The sequence below is a fragment of the Gemmata algarum genome, from assembly GCF_034097035.1.
GTDB lineage: Bacteria > Planctomycetota > Planctomycetia > Gemmatales > Gemmataceae > Gemmata > Gemmata algarum.
In genome coordinates this window covers 1-16,271 of record NZ_JAXBLV010000218.1, presented here as the reverse complement: position 1 = coordinate 16,271, position 16,271 = coordinate 1, and the positions used below count along the sequence as shown (strand labels likewise).

Annotated in this window: 11 protein-coding genes; 7 read left to right on the top strand and 4 right to left on the bottom strand. The window is 68.5% G+C overall.

The window, feature by feature from the left end:
* Positions 1-3 precede the first annotated feature (3 nt).
* Positions 4-2,049 (bottom strand): trypsin-like peptidase domain-containing protein, encoded by a 2,046-nt coding sequence (locus tag R5W23_RS26175; RefSeq protein ID WP_320688909.1) that lies wholly within the window; start codon positions 2,047-2,049, stop codon positions 4-6.
* A 168-nt stretch (positions 2,050-2,217) separates the two neighbouring features.
* Between R5W23_RS26175 and R5W23_RS26170 the strand changes: the two genes are divergently transcribed.
* Positions 2,218-3,657: a DUF1501 domain-containing protein gene (locus tag R5W23_RS26170; RefSeq protein WP_320688908.1), complete on the top strand. Its 1,440-nt coding sequence runs from the start codon at positions 2,218-2,220 to the stop codon at positions 3,655-3,657.
* On the opposite strand, the gene R5W23_RS26165 is transcribed toward R5W23_RS26170, so the two are convergent.
* Together R5W23_RS26165 and R5W23_RS26160 are read right to left on the bottom strand one after the other, a co-directional pair.
* Entirely contained in the window at positions 3,614-4,252 is a 639-nt protein-coding gene (locus R5W23_RS26165; RefSeq protein ID WP_320688907.1) for a hypothetical protein, read from the bottom strand. The two genes, R5W23_RS26170 and R5W23_RS26165, sit on opposite strands and share 44 nt — an antisense overlap.
* 12 nt (positions 4,253-4,264) lie before the next feature.
* Positions 4,265-4,888, bottom strand: coding sequence for an OB-fold protein (locus R5W23_RS26160; RefSeq protein WP_320688906.1), 624 nt, complete (start codon positions 4,886-4,888; stop codon positions 4,265-4,267).
* Between the two features lie 218 nt (positions 4,889-5,106).
* On the opposite strand from R5W23_RS26160, the gene R5W23_RS26155 reads away from it, so the two are divergent.
* Positions 5,107-5,724: a hypothetical protein gene (locus R5W23_RS26155; RefSeq protein ID WP_261188878.1), complete on the top strand. Its 618-nt coding sequence runs from the start codon at positions 5,107-5,109 to the stop codon at positions 5,722-5,724.
* A gap of 98 nt (positions 5,725-5,822) precedes the next feature.
* Complete coding sequence (locus R5W23_RS26150) at positions 5,823-7,358, top strand: MlaD family protein (RefSeq protein ID WP_320688905.1); 1,536 nt, start codon at positions 5,823-5,825, stop codon at positions 7,356-7,358.
* Between the two features lie 240 nt (positions 7,359-7,598).
* Here the strand turns inward: R5W23_RS26150 and R5W23_RS26145 are convergent, their stop codons facing one another.
* On the bottom strand, positions 7,599-8,444 hold the full coding sequence (locus tag R5W23_RS26145) for a hypothetical protein (protein ID WP_320688904.1): 846 nt from the start codon (positions 8,442-8,444) through the stop codon (positions 7,599-7,601).
* Positions 8,445-8,824: 380 nt separating this feature from the next.
* Between R5W23_RS26145 and R5W23_RS26140 the strand changes: the two genes are divergently transcribed.
* The 4 genes from R5W23_RS26140 to R5W23_RS26125 all read left to right on the top strand — a co-directional run bounded on the left by R5W23_RS26140 (position 8,825) and on the right by R5W23_RS26125 (position 15,815).
* On the top strand, positions 8,825-9,751 hold the full coding sequence (locus R5W23_RS26140; protein WP_320688903.1) for an ABC transporter ATP-binding protein: 927 nt from the start codon (positions 8,825-8,827) through the stop codon (positions 9,749-9,751).
* Between the two features lie 172 nt (positions 9,752-9,923).
* Positions 9,924-12,362 (top strand): ABC transporter permease, encoded by a 2,439-nt coding sequence (locus tag R5W23_RS26135; protein WP_320688902.1) that lies wholly within the window; start codon positions 9,924-9,926, stop codon positions 12,360-12,362.
* A 277-nt stretch (positions 12,363-12,639) separates the two neighbouring features.
* Positions 12,640-14,946 carry a hypothetical protein gene (locus R5W23_RS26130; protein WP_320688901.1) on the top strand — a complete coding sequence of 769 codons (2,307 nt, stop codon included), beginning with the start codon at positions 12,640-12,642 and terminating at the stop codon, positions 14,944-14,946.
* 116 nt (positions 14,947-15,062) lie between these two features.
* The gene (locus R5W23_RS26125; RefSeq protein ID WP_320688900.1) at positions 15,063-15,815 is read left to right on the top strand and encodes a PIG-L deacetylase family protein; all 753 of its coding nucleotides are present in this window, start codon (positions 15,063-15,065) and stop codon (positions 15,813-15,815) included.
* Positions 15,816-16,271: the final 456 nt, after the last annotated feature.

Sequence of the window (16,271 nt, the reverse complement as noted above, 5' to 3'; positions counted from 1 at the left end):
CGGCTACCTTTCTTTGTCAACCCACGCACGGAGCTGCGCGAGTCGCGTGGCGTCATCTTTGGCCGCGCCGGCGGCTTTCAGCGCGTCGGCGATTGCGGTTCGCCGGTGAGGGGATCGCGTCCCCTTCTGCACACCGGTGAGCGCGCTCGCGAGCCAGTTGGCGGCGGTGCCCGGGGTGTCGGGGAACTTCTGCTCCAACACCGCGGCGTGCGCGAGGATGATGCCCGCGACCGATTTCATCCGCGCCGGGTCGGCGCGAACCGACTCGCCGAGCGCGGTCGCGGCCTTCGCGTCGTCACCGAGGCCCAGATATGCGAGCGCCAGCGCCTCACGCGCATCGGTGTCTGCGGGGAACGCATCCAGAACGCGCGCGGCGTCGCCGCGGGCCTTGCGGAAGTCTTTTACTTCCCGCGCGAGCGCCGAGCGGCGCAGCAGCACGTCCCGGTGAAACGGTCCGGCTTCGACCGCGGCGTCGAGTTCCGCGAGTGCCGGTTCCGCGGCAAGCATCCGCGAGCGGCACAGCCGCGCGTCCGGGCATCCGGCGTCGAGCGAAATGGCGGCCTCGCACTGCCGTTGCGCGTCCGCCAATCGGCCCGCCACGCGGTGCGCGTCCGCCTGCCGCGCGAGTGCCCGTGCCCAAACAACGCGCTGCGTGCGGGGCACCGCTTCGAGCCGCGTCAGCAACCCTGCGAGACTGGTCGGCGGGGTGTTGCGACGAGCCTCATCCAGGAACGCGCGAATCTCATCGGCCGTGACGGCGTACCCGACCTGCTGGGCGCCCTCGCGTGAAGAGAGGATTCCGACCAGTTCGCCGGCGGCGTTTGTGACCGGTCCACCCGGCGAACCGGCCTGCGCGGGAAGTTGACACACCAGCACCTCGACGCGCGGCGCCCGCTCGCCGATGTCCAGCGCGACGTTCCCGCGCTGTCGAACCGATCCGGAAGAGTACACCCACGCGAACTCCAGACCGCTCGGGTGACTGAGCGCGTGCAGTGCCTCGCCCGCTGCCGGCACACGCTCCGCGAGCGGAAGCGGTTTGAGCGCGCGAGGGGTTGAATCGAGCTGAACGAGCGCCAAGTCGCGGCCGGTGTCGCGTGCGAGCACGGTGCCACTCCGCCAAACCCCTTGAAGGTATAACCCGAGCGGATCGGCGTAAGCGTCGCGTTCGCTGACCCAGTGGTCGCCTTCGCGTATCGGCAACGCGATTCCCACACAGCCGCCGGCGGTCAGCCCGCGTGCGGCGGTCAGCACCACGTCTGGTTCGATGAGCACGCCGGCGAGGTGAACGTCCGTGGCCGTGGGCTTCACCCATACGGTTGCGCGGGTCAGCGCTTCGGCAACCGGCACCGGTCGGGCTGGCTTCGCGGGTTCTGCGGGCGAACGGAGAAACGCGCGGATGTCGGTCGCGGAGATCAACACCGATGCGAGCGGGCACGCCCGTCGCAGCGCACAATTCGCGCCGACCACCTCACCGCGCGGATTGAACACCGGACCGCCGGAGTCGCCTTCTTCGGTGGGGAACTGTGCGATCAGAGCGTTGGCGTTGAGGGCAAGCTTCTTCCCGCGCCAGAAGTAGCCGTCACGCAATTGGCCGCTGGTGCGAAGAGGGCCGCGGGTGACGTTCCACACGGTATCGAGGTCGAGCCGGTTCCCGATAACGCACAGTTCCGTGCCAGGCGGCGGCACTTCGGTTGCGAACGTGACGGCTCTCGTGCCGCGAGGAAGGGAATCGAGTGCGAGCAACGCGAGGTCGAACTCGTCGCTCGTTTTGAGCACGGTCCCGGTCACGAGCAGTCCGAGTTCGCGCAGCTTGCTGCGGTTGCGCAGGTATTCGGCTCGATCGGTGACGAGCGAACCGTCACGAACCCACGGAAAGAACACGTCCACGTTCTTCCGGTCCGCCACGACGTGCCGGCAGGTGACCAGGAGGCGCGTGTCTGTGCCGACAACGAAGCCGGTCCCTGCGCTGTCGTTTTCGGCCCGCACCCACGCGCACGAACTCAGCGACGGTTCCGCGAGCGACGCGGCGACTAAGAGGGTAAGCCACATGCCGTCCAGCTTACCCGATCCGCGGTTCCACGGCGAACGGCGGCGCGACGGAACATGCCGCCTCCTTTGCCGAGTGCCGGTGCCTCCGCGCCGGGTGTGAACCGGTCGGCGCGGAAGCACCGGTTCCGCGTTCTTGCACGCCCGTTACGGGCCGGGTACGCTGACGGCATGAGCACCCACTTCCCGCACGCGGCGTCCCGGCGCGAGTTCCTGTTCCGGTCCGGAGGCGGGCTCGGCGGCATCGCGCTGAACTACCTCCTGGCGCGCGACGCCCGCGGCGCCGAGGCGGGGGCGCGGGGCGCGCCCGTCGCAAACCCGCTCGCCGCGAAGAAGCCGCACTTCGAGCCGAAGGCCAAGCGCGTCATCTTCCTGTTCATGGTCGGCGGCCCGAGCCAGATGGACCTGTTCGACCCGAAGCCGGCGCTCGCCAAGTGGGCCGGCAAGCCCCTCCCGGAGTCCACCGGCCGGCCCAAGAGCCAGTTCACCACCGGGCAGGAGGTGATCCTGCCCAGCACCCGGACGTTCAAGAAGCACGGCGCGAGCGGCGCGGACGTGTCCGACCTCATGCCGCACTTGGCGACGTGCGCCGACGACATCTGCTTCTTGCGGTCGTGCTGGTGCAGCAACACGGTTCACGCGCCGGCGATGTACGAGCTGCACAGCGGGCGCACGCTGATGGGCTGGCCGAGCCTCGGGAGTTGGGTCACCTACGGGCTGGGGAGCGTGAACGAGAACCTGCCCGCCTACTGCGTCCTGCCGCAACCGGAGGGCGTGCCCGAGGGCGGCGCGCCGTGCTGGTCGAGCGCGTTCCTCCCGCCCGTTTACCAGGGCACGCTGATGCGGCGCGGGCCGAACCCGATCATCAACCTGAAGCCGCCCGCGGACACGGGCGCGGAACAGAACCGGCGCCAGTTCGAGCTCGTGCAGAAGCTCAACGCCGCGCAGGCGGGCGCCGACGCGGAACTCAACGCCCGCACCGCGAGCTACGAGCTGGCGTTCAAGATGCAGCGCCACGCGCCCGACGCGGTCGATCTCGCGAAGGAGACCGCGGCGACCCGGACGGCTTACGGGCTCGACGAGAAGGCCACCGCGGACTTCGGCACGCGCCTCCTCCTCGCCCGGCGGCTCGTGGAGCGGGGCGTCCGGTTCGTCACCGTGTACAGCGGCGGCGGCCCGATCGTGACGCAGTGGGACGCCCACGACGACGTGAACGCCAACCACGAGAAGATGTGCGGCCACGTCGATCGGCCGATCGCGGCGCTGTTAAAGGACCTGAAGCAGCGGGGGATGCTCAAGGACACGCTGGTGGTGTGGTGCAGCGAGTTCGGACGAACACCGAACAGCCAGGGCGGTAAGGGCCGCGACCACAACCCACTCGGCTACACGATGTGGCTCGCCGGCGGCGGCGCGAAAGGCGGGACCACCGTGGGCACGACCGACGAGTTCGGGCTGAACGCGGTCGATGACCTGATTTCCGTGAACGACTTCCACGCGACGATTCTGCACCTGCTGGGCCTGGATCACGAGCAGTTGACGTTCCGGCACAGCGGTCGCGACGAGCGCCTCACGGATGTTGCGGGGGTGGTTGTCGAGAAGGCGCTGGCGTAGCCGCGCTCGGCGGCTCGTGCCCGGGGGCGCCCGCTTCTGTACGAAGGCGCGTCCGCTGGCACCGGACATCAACGAAGGCGAAGGCCGCGCCGGCCAGCGCACCGAGGTACCCGCCGGCGTGCAATTGAGCCACGATGGCGAACCCGCGCAGGTCTTCGATGCCGATCTCGGTGCGCCAGTGCTGCCAGCCGCGGAGGTCGCCGTCACGGGTCGTCACAACACCGACGGTCGCCCCGGCGAGCCCGCCGGCGGCGGCACCGAACAGCACGAATCCGAACGCACGGAGCAGGCACCGCCGGCGCCGCTCGGGCGGGAGTTCGACCAATCCCGCCCGGGACAAGAACCACCCGGCCAGCAGCCCGACCCACCACGTCCCGAGGAACCCGACCGCCGAGGCGAACGCCCGCGGCGGCCACCCGAAGTCCGCGTAGGCGAACTGGTGCACCTTCAGTTTTGTGAAGTATTCCGGCGAGATGGCGTAGCTGATCTGATCGTGCAGCGCACCGTAAGCGCCCGCGACGAGGGCGCAAACGAGCGAAACCCGAACCATCGGGGCCAGTTGGTCCGCTCGCAGCGCCGGGTAGAGCAGGTTCATGACGGTCGCCGGTCACTTCGCCAGTGTGCAGTCCCGCACTTGCACGTTGCTGACCTGCCCGCCGTACTCGCCGCGCACGATCACCCGGTCGCCCTTCTTCAGCCGCTTGAGTTGTGCCTCTTCGTCATCATCCGAGGTGTCGAAAAAGCACTCGATCCGAAGTTTGGCGGCATCATCCCCGGCGTGCAGCACCAGGAACGGGGCGTCGTCCTCGCGGTCAGTGCCGTTGCGCTCGATCACGCCGTCGATTTCGAGGTACTTGTGCCGGTACTTCCGGTCCGCGGCGGTCGGATCGGCTTGGAACTCCTGGAGCAACTGGGTGGCAGAAATGCTCAGGGTGCGCATTTTGCGGTCGGCTTCGATTTGTGCCCGCACCTCGGCCATCTGCCGTTCGATGTTCCGGTCGGTGCGGTTGCCACCCCACATTCCCAGCCCGTAGCAGACGGCGAGCACGAACATCAGGAGGAAGCCGCCGCCGATGGCCCGCCGCGCGGCGGGCGAGAGCCCGCCGGTTTCGTAGGGGCCGCACGAGCGCCGCCCGCCGCAGGACGAGTGGACCGGCTCGGCGCAGAGCGGACAGTTGTCGGTGAACGATCCGATGGGGCTGTACCCGCAACTGGGACACGTCTTGGCCACGGGGCGTCTCGTGAGGATGTGGGGCTCGACCCGCACGGTATTTTTGGAAAGGCTACTCGACCCGGAGAGCCGGTGCAACCCGCGCGACGGACCCGCACGCAAACTTCACGGCCGCGCTTGCGCGCCGCGGGCGGGCGCAACCCGCCTTGACCGGGCCGGCCGTCTCGGGCATACCGCCGCCCGATACCGGACAGAGTTGGTCCCGAGGGACGTTCCGAATGACCACGCGGCGAGTCGTTACGCGCGCCTCGGGGGCGGCTGTAATAATGGCGTGTGCCGCGCTCGGGCCGGCCGGGTGCGCCACCGCGCCGCCGCTGGACAACCCCGTTACGGTCCGCCGCACCGAGGTCGAGAACCCGGTGCTCGTGTCCCCGGGCCAGCCCACCGCGCTGTCGTACCGCGAGGTGTTCGAGAAGTGCGTGGAGGTGCTCGACGACTACTTCGACCTCAACACGCCGAACCCTTACGAGGGGCGCATCACGACTAAGCCGCGGGTCGCGCCCGGGTACGAGCAGTTCTGGAAGGCCGGCAACCCGGACCCGCGGCTGCGACTGCTCGCCACCTTTCAGAGCACCCGCCAGACCGCCAGCGTCGAGATCCGCGCCGCGGAACGCGGCGGGTATCTGGTGTACGTCGTGGTGGACAAAGAACTTGAGGACGTGCCCCGGCCGTCCCGCGCCACCATCGGCAACGCCGTGTTCCAGGAGGCGCCCACCGTGGACCGGCAGGTGGAAGTGGTCACGCCCGAAACGGCCGGGAACCGCGGCTGGATCCGCACCGGGCGCGACTACGCCTTCGAGCAGCAGATCCTGCGGCGGATCCGGGAGTGCCGATAGGGAGAGCTTCAGGTCCCGAGTCCCGAGTTGGTTGAAGGCAACAGAACTCCAACCATGCGCCTTCTAACTTGGAACCTGGGATCCGGAACTAAAATGTAATGGCCGAGCGCGCGCTACGGATGCGGTTGGGGCTGTTCATGGGCGCGTCGCTGCTCGCGCTCGCGGGCCTCGTCGTACTGTTCGGCGGCACGCCCCGCGTGTTCTCGTCCGACGTCAAATATTCGGTCCTCTTCTCGGAAGCGCCGGGGATCGGGCCGGGCACGCCGATCCGCAAATCGGGCGTCCGCATCGGGCAGGTCACGGGGGTCGAACTCGACCCCGAGAGCGGGCAGGTGCGGGTGCGCGTCGAACTCGATCGCAAGTACCTCCCGCGGACCTCCGAAGAGGCGCACATCACCCGCGGGCTGCTCAGCGGCGACACCGCGGTGGATTTCCTTCCGAAGCTCGGCCCCGACGGCCAGCCCGTTCCCCGCGGGGAGGACTGGCCGCCGGGCAGCGAACTGCCGGGCGTCACGCCGATCACCCCGCGGAGCCTCGTGGCCCCGGCGTCGAACGCGCTCCAGAACGCGCAGCAGTCGCTCGAGCGCATGACCAAGGCGTTCGAGAAGCTGGAGCGGCTCAGCGAGGTCGGCCCGCGCATCGAGGCCACCGCCGACGAGGCCACCGCGCTGTTCAAGGACGTCCGCGCGTTCATCCCCGAGCTGCGCAAAACCAACGCCAAGATCCAGAACATTCTCGGCCCCGACGGCCCCGTCCCGCCCAAGGGGCCGCCGGCGCCGGGCGCGGCCCCGGTCGGCGCGGAACTGCCCGTCGGGTTCGTCACGACCCAGCCCCCGCTCGTGCCCGAAGAACCGAACCTGAAGACCCTCATCCGCGACGCCCAGGACGCGCTCCGCACCATCAAGCCGGCGGTGGACGACGTTCGCGCCACCGTCAAGCGCTTGGAGCCCGAGGTGGCGGCGGCGGTGAAGGGCGCGCGGACGGCGTTCGACAACGTGAACGACGTGCTGTCGCCGGAGAACCGCAAACAGTTCGCGGAACTGCTCAAAAACCTCAACTCGGTGGCGCTGAACGTGGTCAAGTTCGCCGGCGCGCTCGGCACCCTGCTGGACAGCGCCGAGAAGACGGTCAAAAACATCGACGACCGAGTAGCGGAAGTGGGGCAGGTGGTGGCGGACGTGCGGGCGGTGACCCGGCCGCTCGCGGCGCGTTCGGAGGGGCTCGTGAAGGGGGTCGCGGAGTCCGCCGAGCAACTCGGCAAACTGATCGCCGAGGTCCGCGGAATCGTGACCGCGTTCGGCAAGGAGAACGGCACCGTTCAGAAGCTCATCAGCGACCCCACGGTGTACCAAAACCTCGATCTGGCCGCGGGTTCACTGGCCCGCATCCTGGCGCGCTCGGAGAAGATCACCCGCGACCTCGAGGTGTTTGCGGACAAGGTCGCCCGGCGCCCGGAGCTGATCGGGGTCGGCGGCGCGCTCCGCGGCAGCGGCGGGTTGAAGGAACTGCCCGGGACGCCGAGCTACCGCCCGGACTGGCCGCCGGCGTCGTCGGCCCGCCCGTTCAGCGGTCCGGCATGGCTTGAGCCACAAAACAACGGCAAACCGCCAGCGGTTCAGGGCTATCCACCGTGAAAATGGAAGAGGATCGGCCACAAAGAAGCACAACGGGAAACCAAAGACGAAGACAGAAGAGGATTGGCCGCAAAAAAGCACAAAGGGCACAAAAGGGAGACAAAAGACGAAGACAAGAGTGGTGTTAAACTCACTTCTCTGCTTCGGTCTTGGTTTTCTTTTGTGCCCTTTGTGCTTTTTTGCGGCCAATCCTCTTCTGTCTTCGTCTTTGGTGCTTTTTTGTGGCCAAACTCTTCTTGCTTACTTCTTTTTCGGCATGAACTCGTCGTCTTTGATCGTCTCCGGGAACTCCCACTTTTTGACCGCCCACTTCTCAACGACCGACTTGTTGTGCAGGCACTCCAAGCGGTACGGGAGGAGCAACCCGTCCGGTCCCGGCTTGTGGTCCGAAAAGATCATCGTCGTGCGCCGCGGGACGCCGGTTTCGGTGATGGTGTACTCGACCCGTACCAGCGCGCTGGATTTCGCGTCGAAGTAGAGTTGGTACACCGGGTGCTCGCGAAGCGAGAGCTTCACCAGCTTGAGGTCGCGGTGCTCGAGGGTAATGGTTTGCGGCTCGAACACGACCGCCTTGGGGTCGGTGGGCGGGAGCAGGAACGCCATCCACACCTGCCCGACGAAGTCGCTCGCGAGGTTCTGCTCCCACTCCGCCGGGTTCGCCGGTCGGTGCTCGGCCCCGTTGTGGACCACCACGAACTCCGGGCGGCGGAGCCACGACTCCACCGCCATTTTGTTTTCGGGACCCTGGCCGTTGTTGGTAAAGTGGATCTTGTCGGGCCACGCGGCGTCGATGGCGCGGGTCGCCTCGATCGACGGGGTGGAGCTGACAACCGAGTACATCAGCCCTTCTGTCGCGACCCGGCAGTACTTGCCTTTCGCGAGCAGCTCCGGCTTTCCGCCGGTGAACGCTTTCACGGCCTGATCGATAACCGCCAGCGCCTCGGGGTCAGATTTGGTGGGTACCGTCGATTGAACCGGACCGCTCCCGGATTTCAGGAGGTCGGTCGGCAGCGCCTTTTCCGGCCCGCAGCCGGCGAGCGACAGGGCGAACCCGAAGAGGACCGCGCCGACTCCGTACCGCTTCATCTGCCACCCTCCGGGATTCGCCGACACGTTCGTCCTGTTTTGTATCGCTCGCGCCGGCCCCGCGCCTACGGTCATAACCGGCGCGGGCGAACCGGCGTTGGGAACGCGAGACGGGTTGGCGCGGAGAAGCGCGGAATGCGGGTCCGGGCCGGTCCGCCTCTGCCGGGGTTGCGGGTGGTGCGGCGGGGCGCTCCGGCCTGGGGCCGGTTTTGCGTTCGGTCGCCCGCCGCCGCCGCGGGGTGCTCGCGAGACACTGCGCGCCGCGCCTCGCCGCGCCCCGGGGCGGGTTCCTAGCATATCGGCGAACCGGCCCGCGGGCCGGTACGTAACAACTGGGTACACCCCTCAATCGGCTCGTGCGGCGCCCGGAGTGCTTGGAAATGGCCGAAGACGTTGTCGTAGAGACCCGCAACCTCACCAAGGTGTACCGCGACTTCTGGGGCCGCAAGAAGAAGACCGCGCTCAACGCGCTCGACCTGAAGATCTACAAAGGCGAGATCTTCGGGCTGCTCGGGCCGAACGGGTCCGGCAAAACCACCACCATCAAGCTGCTGCTCGGGCTGCTGTTCCCGACCTCCGGGGACGCGTTCGTGTTCGGCGAGCCGGCCGCGAAGGTCGAGAAGAACGAGCGCATCGGGTACCTGCCGGAAGAGTCGTACCTGTACCGGTTCCTTAACGCGGAAGAGACGCTCGACTTCTACGGCCGGCTGTTCAACATCGACCCCGACACCCGCAAGCGCCGGGCGGCCGAGCTGATCGACCGCGTGGGGCTGTCCGCGGACAAGAAGCGCATCCTGAAAGAGTACTCGAAGGGGATGCGGCAGCGCATCGGGCTGGCCCAGGCGCTCATCAACGACCCGGACCTCATCATCCTCGACGAGCCGACCTCGGGCCTCGACCCGCTCGGCACCCGGTGGATGAAGGACCTGATCCTCGACCTGAAGGCGAAGGGCAAGACCATCCTCATGTGCTCGCACCGCCTGGAGGACGTGCAGGACGTGTGCGGGCGGATCGCGATCCTTTACAACGGCGACCTCCAGACGCTCGGCAAGGTGTCGACCCTCGTCGAGGACGCGGCGCGGCTCGAGGTGCGGGCCAGCAGCGTGAAGGAGACCCCCGAGCTCAAGGCCGAACTGGCCGCGCTGTTCAAAAAGTACGGCGGCACGCTGGAAACGGTCGGGCACCCGGCGAGCACCCTGGAAGAGCTGTTCCTGCGGGTGATCGAGGAGTCGCGGGCGCGGCCGGGCCGCCGGTACCTGCCGCCCGAAGAGGCGATGCAGAACACCGCGGTGCCGCCGAAGGCGTGAGCCGTCCGCGTCGCGGCCCGCGGACAAGAGGCGGGCGCGAGGCGACACGACGTGAAAAGGCCCCGTCGGGTTCGGGGCGTTCGGGCGGCGTGCCGCCCGTGCGGGTTCGACGGTTCCGGGTTCGCGTATCGGGAATCGCCGGGGTTCTCATCCCGGACTCAAGGGTGACTCGATGACGGCGCCGCTGTTCGGCATTCTGCAACTGGACCGGGGCGACCCGTGGGGGTACGCCGAGCTCCAAGGGCTCGTACAGGCGTGGCTCCAGGACGCCGGCGGGTTCGCGGCCGTCGGGCTGGCCGTGTACCTGCTGTACGCCCTCGCGACCCCGACCGACAAGTCCGAGTCCGAGCGGCTCCGCGTCCCGGTGTCCACCTGGATGCTCGGCATGGCGGCGCTGGCGCTGGTGAGCTACGCGATCTACGTGGCGCTCATCATCTTCAAGAAGGGCGAGGTGCCGGTGCCGCCCCCGCCCCAGCCGGGCGAGTCGCCCAAGCCCGAGCTGCCCGTCTGGCACGGGCAGTCGCAGGCCATCGCCCTCATGATCGGCGGCCTGTTCTCGCTGCTCGGGCTGTGCGAGCCGTTCGTGCGCGACCTGTACAAGATCCTGCGCCGCAACGTGTCGTTCAACTCGTCCGGGGCGCGGCGGTTCGGGCACGCCCTCGGCACGTACACGAGCGGGCTGATGAGCCGGCGGCTCCTGATCGCGGTCGGCGGCGCGGTCGCGGCGTACCTCGCGATCGGGGCCGTGCTGTTCGCCATCGGGGCGCCGCAACTGACCGCCATCTGGGCGTGGCTCCTGGCGGTCGGCGCCGGGGTGGCCCTGGCGGCGCTGGCCGTGCTCATGCTGTTCGAGGCCGAAGGGCCGGTGTGGGCCATCGCCAAGCTGAGCTTCAAAGAGGTGATCCGCAAGCGGGTGCTGTGGGTGTTCCTCATCATGCTGCTCCCGGCCCTGTTCCCGTGGCAGTGGTTCTTCCCGAGCAAGCCGAGCGACGAGCTGCGGAACACCACCGGCACGATCACGTTCGTCCTCAGCATCCTGTGCCTCGTGCCGGGCGTGCTGCTGGCGGCGCTGGGCATCCCGGACGACATCAAGAGCCTGAACATCTTCACCATCGTCTCGAAGCCGGTGGAGCGGTTCGAGATCGTGCTCGGGCGGTTCATCGGGTACGTGTCTCTGATGACGCTGGTGCTGCTCGGGCTCACCGGCATCAGCGTGGCGCTGATCGCCAACACGTCGGTATCCCCGCAGGCCCGTGCGGAGACGTACAAGGCCCGGGTGCCGCACCGCGGGAAGCTCGAGTTCAAGAGCATGTTGGCCCAGGACCGGCAGGAGAAGAAGGACTTCGAGGGGACCAACGTGGGCCGCGAGTTCGACTACCGGCGGTACATCGCCGGGCACCCGGACTCCCCCCAGCGCGGCATCTGGAAGTTTGCCACCGTGCCGACCGACCTGGAGCGCCCCGACGGGGACCGGGTGCCGCTCGAGTTCACCTTCGACGTGTACCGGATGACCAAGGGCGAGCAGGACGCCGGGGTGCTGACGAACTTCACGGTCGTCACCCACAACGCGCCGCAGCGCCAGCCGTCCAAGCTTGAGGGCGCGGAGTGGCGGTGGGTGGACGACGAGCAGGGCAAGGACTACGCCGCCGCGGTGTCGCGGCTGACCACCGGTGTGCTGATCGACGCCCGGCTCGCCGCCCGCCTCAAGGGCGGTGAACCCAAAACCGACCAGGAGCGCGCCGAGCTGCGGCTGGCCCAGCGCATGAAGAGCCTGGCCGAGAAGCTCAAGGCGAACGGCGTGAAGGTGACCGAGGCGGACGGGCTGGTGACGGCGGAGCCGGCCAACGTGTCCGACCCGCGGCCCGGCACCCCGGCGTGGAAGGCGGTCAGCGCGCTGGCCGAGGAGTTCGGGTTCTTCGAGCTCCGGGGCAAGCGGGTGCTGGACTACACGGTCATGGGCATCGAGGTGCCGGCCGGGCTGTTCCGCAACGCCAACCAGGGCGCCCCGGGCAAGGACGAGCGGGGGCAGGCGCTGCCGCGGCTCGCGATCTACGTGAAGTGCGAGAGCCCCGGCCAGTTGCTCGGGATGGCCGAGCCGGACCTGTACCTGCTCCGCAACGAGCTGCGCTACGAGGTGAACTTCTTCAAGAGCATGGTCGGGCTGTGGTGCCGGCTGTGCATGTTCATCGGCGTGGCGGTGGCGGCCAGCACGTACCTCAGCGGCATCCTGGCGTTCCTGCTGTCGGCGGGCATCTACATCATCGGGCTGTTCACGGACCACCTGACCGACCTGGCGACGGGGCGCAACATCGGCGGCCCGTTCCAGAGCCTGTCGCAGATCGTGAAGGCGGAGCAGTCCACGGCGCAGGTGACCGACTCGGCCGGGACGCGCGCGCTGATGTTCGGCGACAAGATCGCCGCGTGGTTCTTCCGCCGGTTCCAGAACCTGATCCCGGACGTGGAGTCCTTCAGTTGGGGCCACTTCGTGGCGGAGGGCTTCAACATCAACGCCGAGTACCTCGTGGTAAACGTGGTGGTCACCGCCGGGTACCTGCTGCCCTGGGCCGTGCTGGCGTACTATTTGATGCGGAACCGCGAGGTGGCCGCGTAGTCGGGTGCGGACCGAATCCGGTTGACCTGTCTCACGCCTTGTTCTGTGGCCGGCCTCTGTGAGGCCGGTAGTAAGCGGGTGGTGTCACACCGACCGCACAGAGAAAGGGCACTCTTCGACCGGATTCGGTGTTCGAGGTTGAGAGCAAATCGGGCCGGCCCGGTTCGCTCCCCTCAACCGGACCGCGCCTTTTTCTTCGGATCTTTGCCTTCGGTTGCCTGATCTCTGTCGTCTGGCCGCTACCTTCTGATCGCTGTCCTCTGTCCTCCGGTGGCGAATGAACCCCCTGCAACGAGCCGCGACGATCCGCAAGGCGAGCTACCTCGGCGCGATCCTCGTGCTGTTCACGGTCAGCCTGTACTGGCGCGGGGTGATCCCGCTCCCGCTGCGGCTCAGCGCCGCCAGCGCCGCGGCCCCGTTCCGGTGGGCCGGCAACCACACCATCGAGAGCCAGGCCCAGCGCCTGGAGGTGTGGGAGCTGAACCCCGAGGAGAGCGAGGCCGAGGTGGTCGGCAGCGCGCTGCGGCTCACCCTCACCGGCAGCCGCGGGTTCGTGGTCACCGGGCTGTGGCTGTCGGCCATCGACAAGCAGCGGCGGAACGACTTCCACGAGTTCGAGCAGCGGGTGCAGGCCGTCACCAAGCTGCAGCCCAACTTCATCACGCCCTGGATCTTCCAGAGCTGGAACATCGCGTACAACGTGTCGGTCGAGATGCACGGGTCCGGCGACATGTACTTCTACATCGCCCGCGGGATCGAGCTGCTGGCCAAGGGCGAGCGGCAGAACCGCCGGTCCCCGGACATGCGGTACCAGATCGCCTTCTACTACCAGAACAAGTTCGGCGTGTCGGACCAGGTGGAGGTGCTGCGGTGCCTGTTCGACCTGAGCTGCATCCCGCCCGAGCAGCGCGACCCGCGCCGGTTCGTGGACCCCGAGACCAAGAAGTTCCGGTACGACGTGTTCGAGTCGTTCTGCCAGGACTACCCGCACCTCGTGCGGCGGCTCCGCGGCGAGGACCAGCGGTACACCGACAAGAAGGCCGCCGAGAAGCTGCGCCGCGCCACCCCGCAGGAGGTGGTGCAGTTCCTCGAGACTAACTACGAGGTGCCGTCGCGGTACCGCGTGGTGTACCGGGTGGACGGCACCCGCGAGTACAAGAACGAGCTGGCCGACAAGGACAAGCAGTTCCCGGCCCTGCCGGACCAGTTCACCGAGTCGAACGAAGCGCACCCCAAGATGGAGACCAAGACCGAGCTGTCCACCGCGGGCGGGTACTTCACCGCGTTCAAGGCGGCCCGGGCCTGGTTCAGCTACTCGCTGCTGCTGCTCCCCCCGCAGATCAAGGACGCCCAGGGGCAGCCGGTGCCCGGTCCGACCCCGCGGGCCGGGCAGTTCGGGCACGACCCGGCGAAGCACCGCGTGCCGCGGCTCCCGGCGATGGTGATCTTCCGCCAGGGCGCCCCCCGGGCGCAGAGCTACCAGGCCGAGATGGAGCAGAAGGAAGGGTGGTTCGACGAGGAGGGCTGGCTGGTCGATGACCCGACCGCGGAGCCGTCGAAGCTGTGGTTCGCGGACGACCCGGACCGCCCGTCGCGGCCGAAGGGCGTTGTGGCCGGGGCCGGCCGCGCGTGGTCCCTCGTCGAGTGGCAGAAGGCGGCCGAGCTGTGGAACCGGCACGGGGCCGACTACGGCCTGTACGTCGATCCCGCCCGGTACCAGACGCTCCGGGCGCAAGCCACCGACCCGGGCTCGATCCCCGGGGAGCTGACCCAGGACCAGTACAACGACGAGGACCTGCGCAAGCGGTACGTGGCCAAGACCGCCCTCGACTACTACGCCTCGAACCGGCAGGTCACCAACTTCCCGTACTTCGTCGCCGCGGCCAACGCCGAGCAGAAGCGCGAGACCGTGGCCGCGCGGAAGACCCTGTATAAGGCCGAGCTGGCCCGCAAGATCGGCAACCCGCCGCTCGCGATCCAACTGTACAAGAACGGGCTGGACCAGTGGAAAGAGGTGCTGCGGGCCAACCCCACCTTCCACCGCCCCGAGCGGTCCGACCGGACCGAAGAGGAGACCTGCGAGTTCGAGATGGCGTACCAGCGGCTGCTGGTGCAGGACGACGAGCGGGTGCGCGAGTACGCCGACCGGCTGGCCGGCGGGTCGCAGTCGGTGGTGCCGTTCCTGAGCCTGCCGTTCCCGATGCAGGACAAGTGGTACCAGTCGCAACTGGACCAGCGCCGCAAGCAGTGGGCCGCGGAGCTGAAGCAGTGGGAGGAGCGGCAGCGGACCCGCAAGCCCGACGACAAGCCGGACCCGCGGCCCGAGGAGCCGCGGGTGGAAGCGGACCCGCTGTGGCCCAGTGGGAACCGCGAGGAGCTGAAGTGGTACGTGGTCGAGAACGTGTCCGGCCAGAGCTTCTCGTCCCCGTTCGTGGGGTCGATGGCCCCGGACGGCGGGCCGTGGGTGAGTGACTCCATGAAGGAGTCGGTGCGGCAGAAACAGGGGGTCTCTCGCAAGCAGCCGGCGGGCATCGCGGCCGGCGGGGCGCCGCAGCCCGGCGCGGGGCCGCAAGAGCAGCCCTAACCGTAAAGGGCCGAGACCGAAGCACATTAGCGGGCCGCGGGGTCATCTCCGCGGCCCGCGGTTCGTACAACACTCATCTCACCACACGCCGCCCGTCCATTCGCACGCAACCCGACATGAACCGCACCGCGCTCGCCGTTCTCGCGCACCCCGACGACGCCGAATTCCTCTGCGCCGGCACACTGGTCCGGCTCCACAAGGAGCACGGCTGGACGGTTCACGTGGCCACCATGACCCCGGGCGACTGTGGCTCCGCCGAGCACACGCCCGAGGAGATCGCCCGCATCCGCCGGGGCGAGGGGCGGGCCGCGGCCGAGGCGATCGGGGCCGCGTACCACTGCCTCGAAGAGCGTGACCTGCGCGTGGTGTACAACGAGGCAGCGCTGGAGAAGGTGGTGCGGCTCGTCAACGCGGTCGCGCCGGCGGTGGTGTTCACGCACAGCCCGGACGACTACCATCTGGACCACGAGCAGACGAGCAAGCTGGTGCGGGCGGCCACGTTCGCGGCGCCGATCCCCAACTTTCTGCACGGGCGGCACTTGCACCCGCCCGTCGCGCACATCCCGCACCTGTTCTACTGCGACCCGCTCGAAGGCCGCGACGCGTTCGGACGGCCGATCACGCCGGCGTTCCGGATCGACATTTCGTCGGTTATTGCGGACAAGGGGCGGATGCTGGAGTGCCACGAGAGCCAGCGCGCGTGGCTGCGGAAGCACCACGGGGTCGATAACCTGGTGGACTCGATGCGCGAGTGGGGGGCGGCGCAGGGGGCCGCCGCCGGCGTGGCGTTCGCGGAAGGGTTCCGGCAGCACCTCGGGCACAGCTACCCGGCGAACAACGTTCTCAAGGAACTGCTCGGCGCGGTGTGATACCAATTCGAGTCGTACCAAGTTGAGGACCCGCGGCGCACAAACTCCGGGCCATTCGTGTGCCTTCAGGTTCACGCGGAACTTGAAACGACTGAAGTCGGGTTGAACCCGAACTGACGCGCGCCTGAAACACGGAACGGACCTCCGCGTTTCACACTTTGCCCGACGGTTCGGGCGCGGGTTCCTTGACGCACCTCGGACCCGCCCGTAATCATTTCCCGTGAACGCCTCGTTTTCAGGCGCGAACCGGCCGGCCGCGCGAACCCGCGCGGCCGGTGAATCGTCCCGACTCCGCCGCCGGAGCCGCCCCGCTGTCCCCAGGACGCTCGCAACATGACCCCGTCCGACCCGACCTCGAACGCGTCTGACTCGCCGACCGCACCGCTGCCCGAAACGCCGACCGCAACACCGGGTGACGCCGAAGCGGCGCCGGCCGCGTCCGCCGAGCCGGTGCCG

Bases quoted from the DNA above. Each gene is read 5' to 3' on its own strand.
- R5W23_RS26170 (WP_320688908.1), top strand. From the start codon at position 2,218: ATGAGCACCCACTTCCCGCACGCGGCGTCCCGGCGCGAGTTCCTGTTC.
- R5W23_RS26140 (WP_320688903.1), top strand. From the start codon at position 8,825: ATGGCCGAAGACGTTGTCGTAGAGACCCGCAACCTCACCAAGGTGTAC.
- R5W23_RS26125 (WP_320688900.1), top strand. From the start codon at position 15,063: ATGAACCGCACCGCGCTCGCCGTTCTCGCGCACCCCGACGACGCCGAA.
- R5W23_RS26145 (WP_320688904.1), bottom strand. From the start codon at position 8,444: ATGAAGCGGTACGGAGTCGGCGCGGTCCTCTTCGGGTTCGCCCTGTCG.
- R5W23_RS26165 (WP_320688907.1), bottom strand. From the start codon at position 4,252: ATGAACCTGCTCTACCCGGCGCTGCGAGCGGACCAACTGGCCCCGATG.
- R5W23_RS26135 (WP_320688902.1), top strand. From the start codon at position 9,924: ATGACGGCGCCGCTGTTCGGCATTCTGCAACTGGACCGGGGCGACCCG.
- R5W23_RS26155 (WP_261188878.1), top strand. From the start codon at position 5,107: ATGACCACGCGGCGAGTCGTTACGCGCGCCTCGGGGGCGGCTGTAATA.
- R5W23_RS26130 (WP_320688901.1), top strand. From the start codon at position 12,640: ATGAACCCCCTGCAACGAGCCGCGACGATCCGCAAGGCGAGCTACCTC.
- R5W23_RS26175 (WP_320688909.1), bottom strand. From the start codon at position 2,049: ATGTGGCTTACCCTCTTAGTCGCCGCGTCGCTCGCGGAACCGTCGCTG.
- R5W23_RS26150 (WP_320688905.1), top strand. From the start codon at position 5,823: ATGGCCGAGCGCGCGCTACGGATGCGGTTGGGGCTGTTCATGGGCGCG.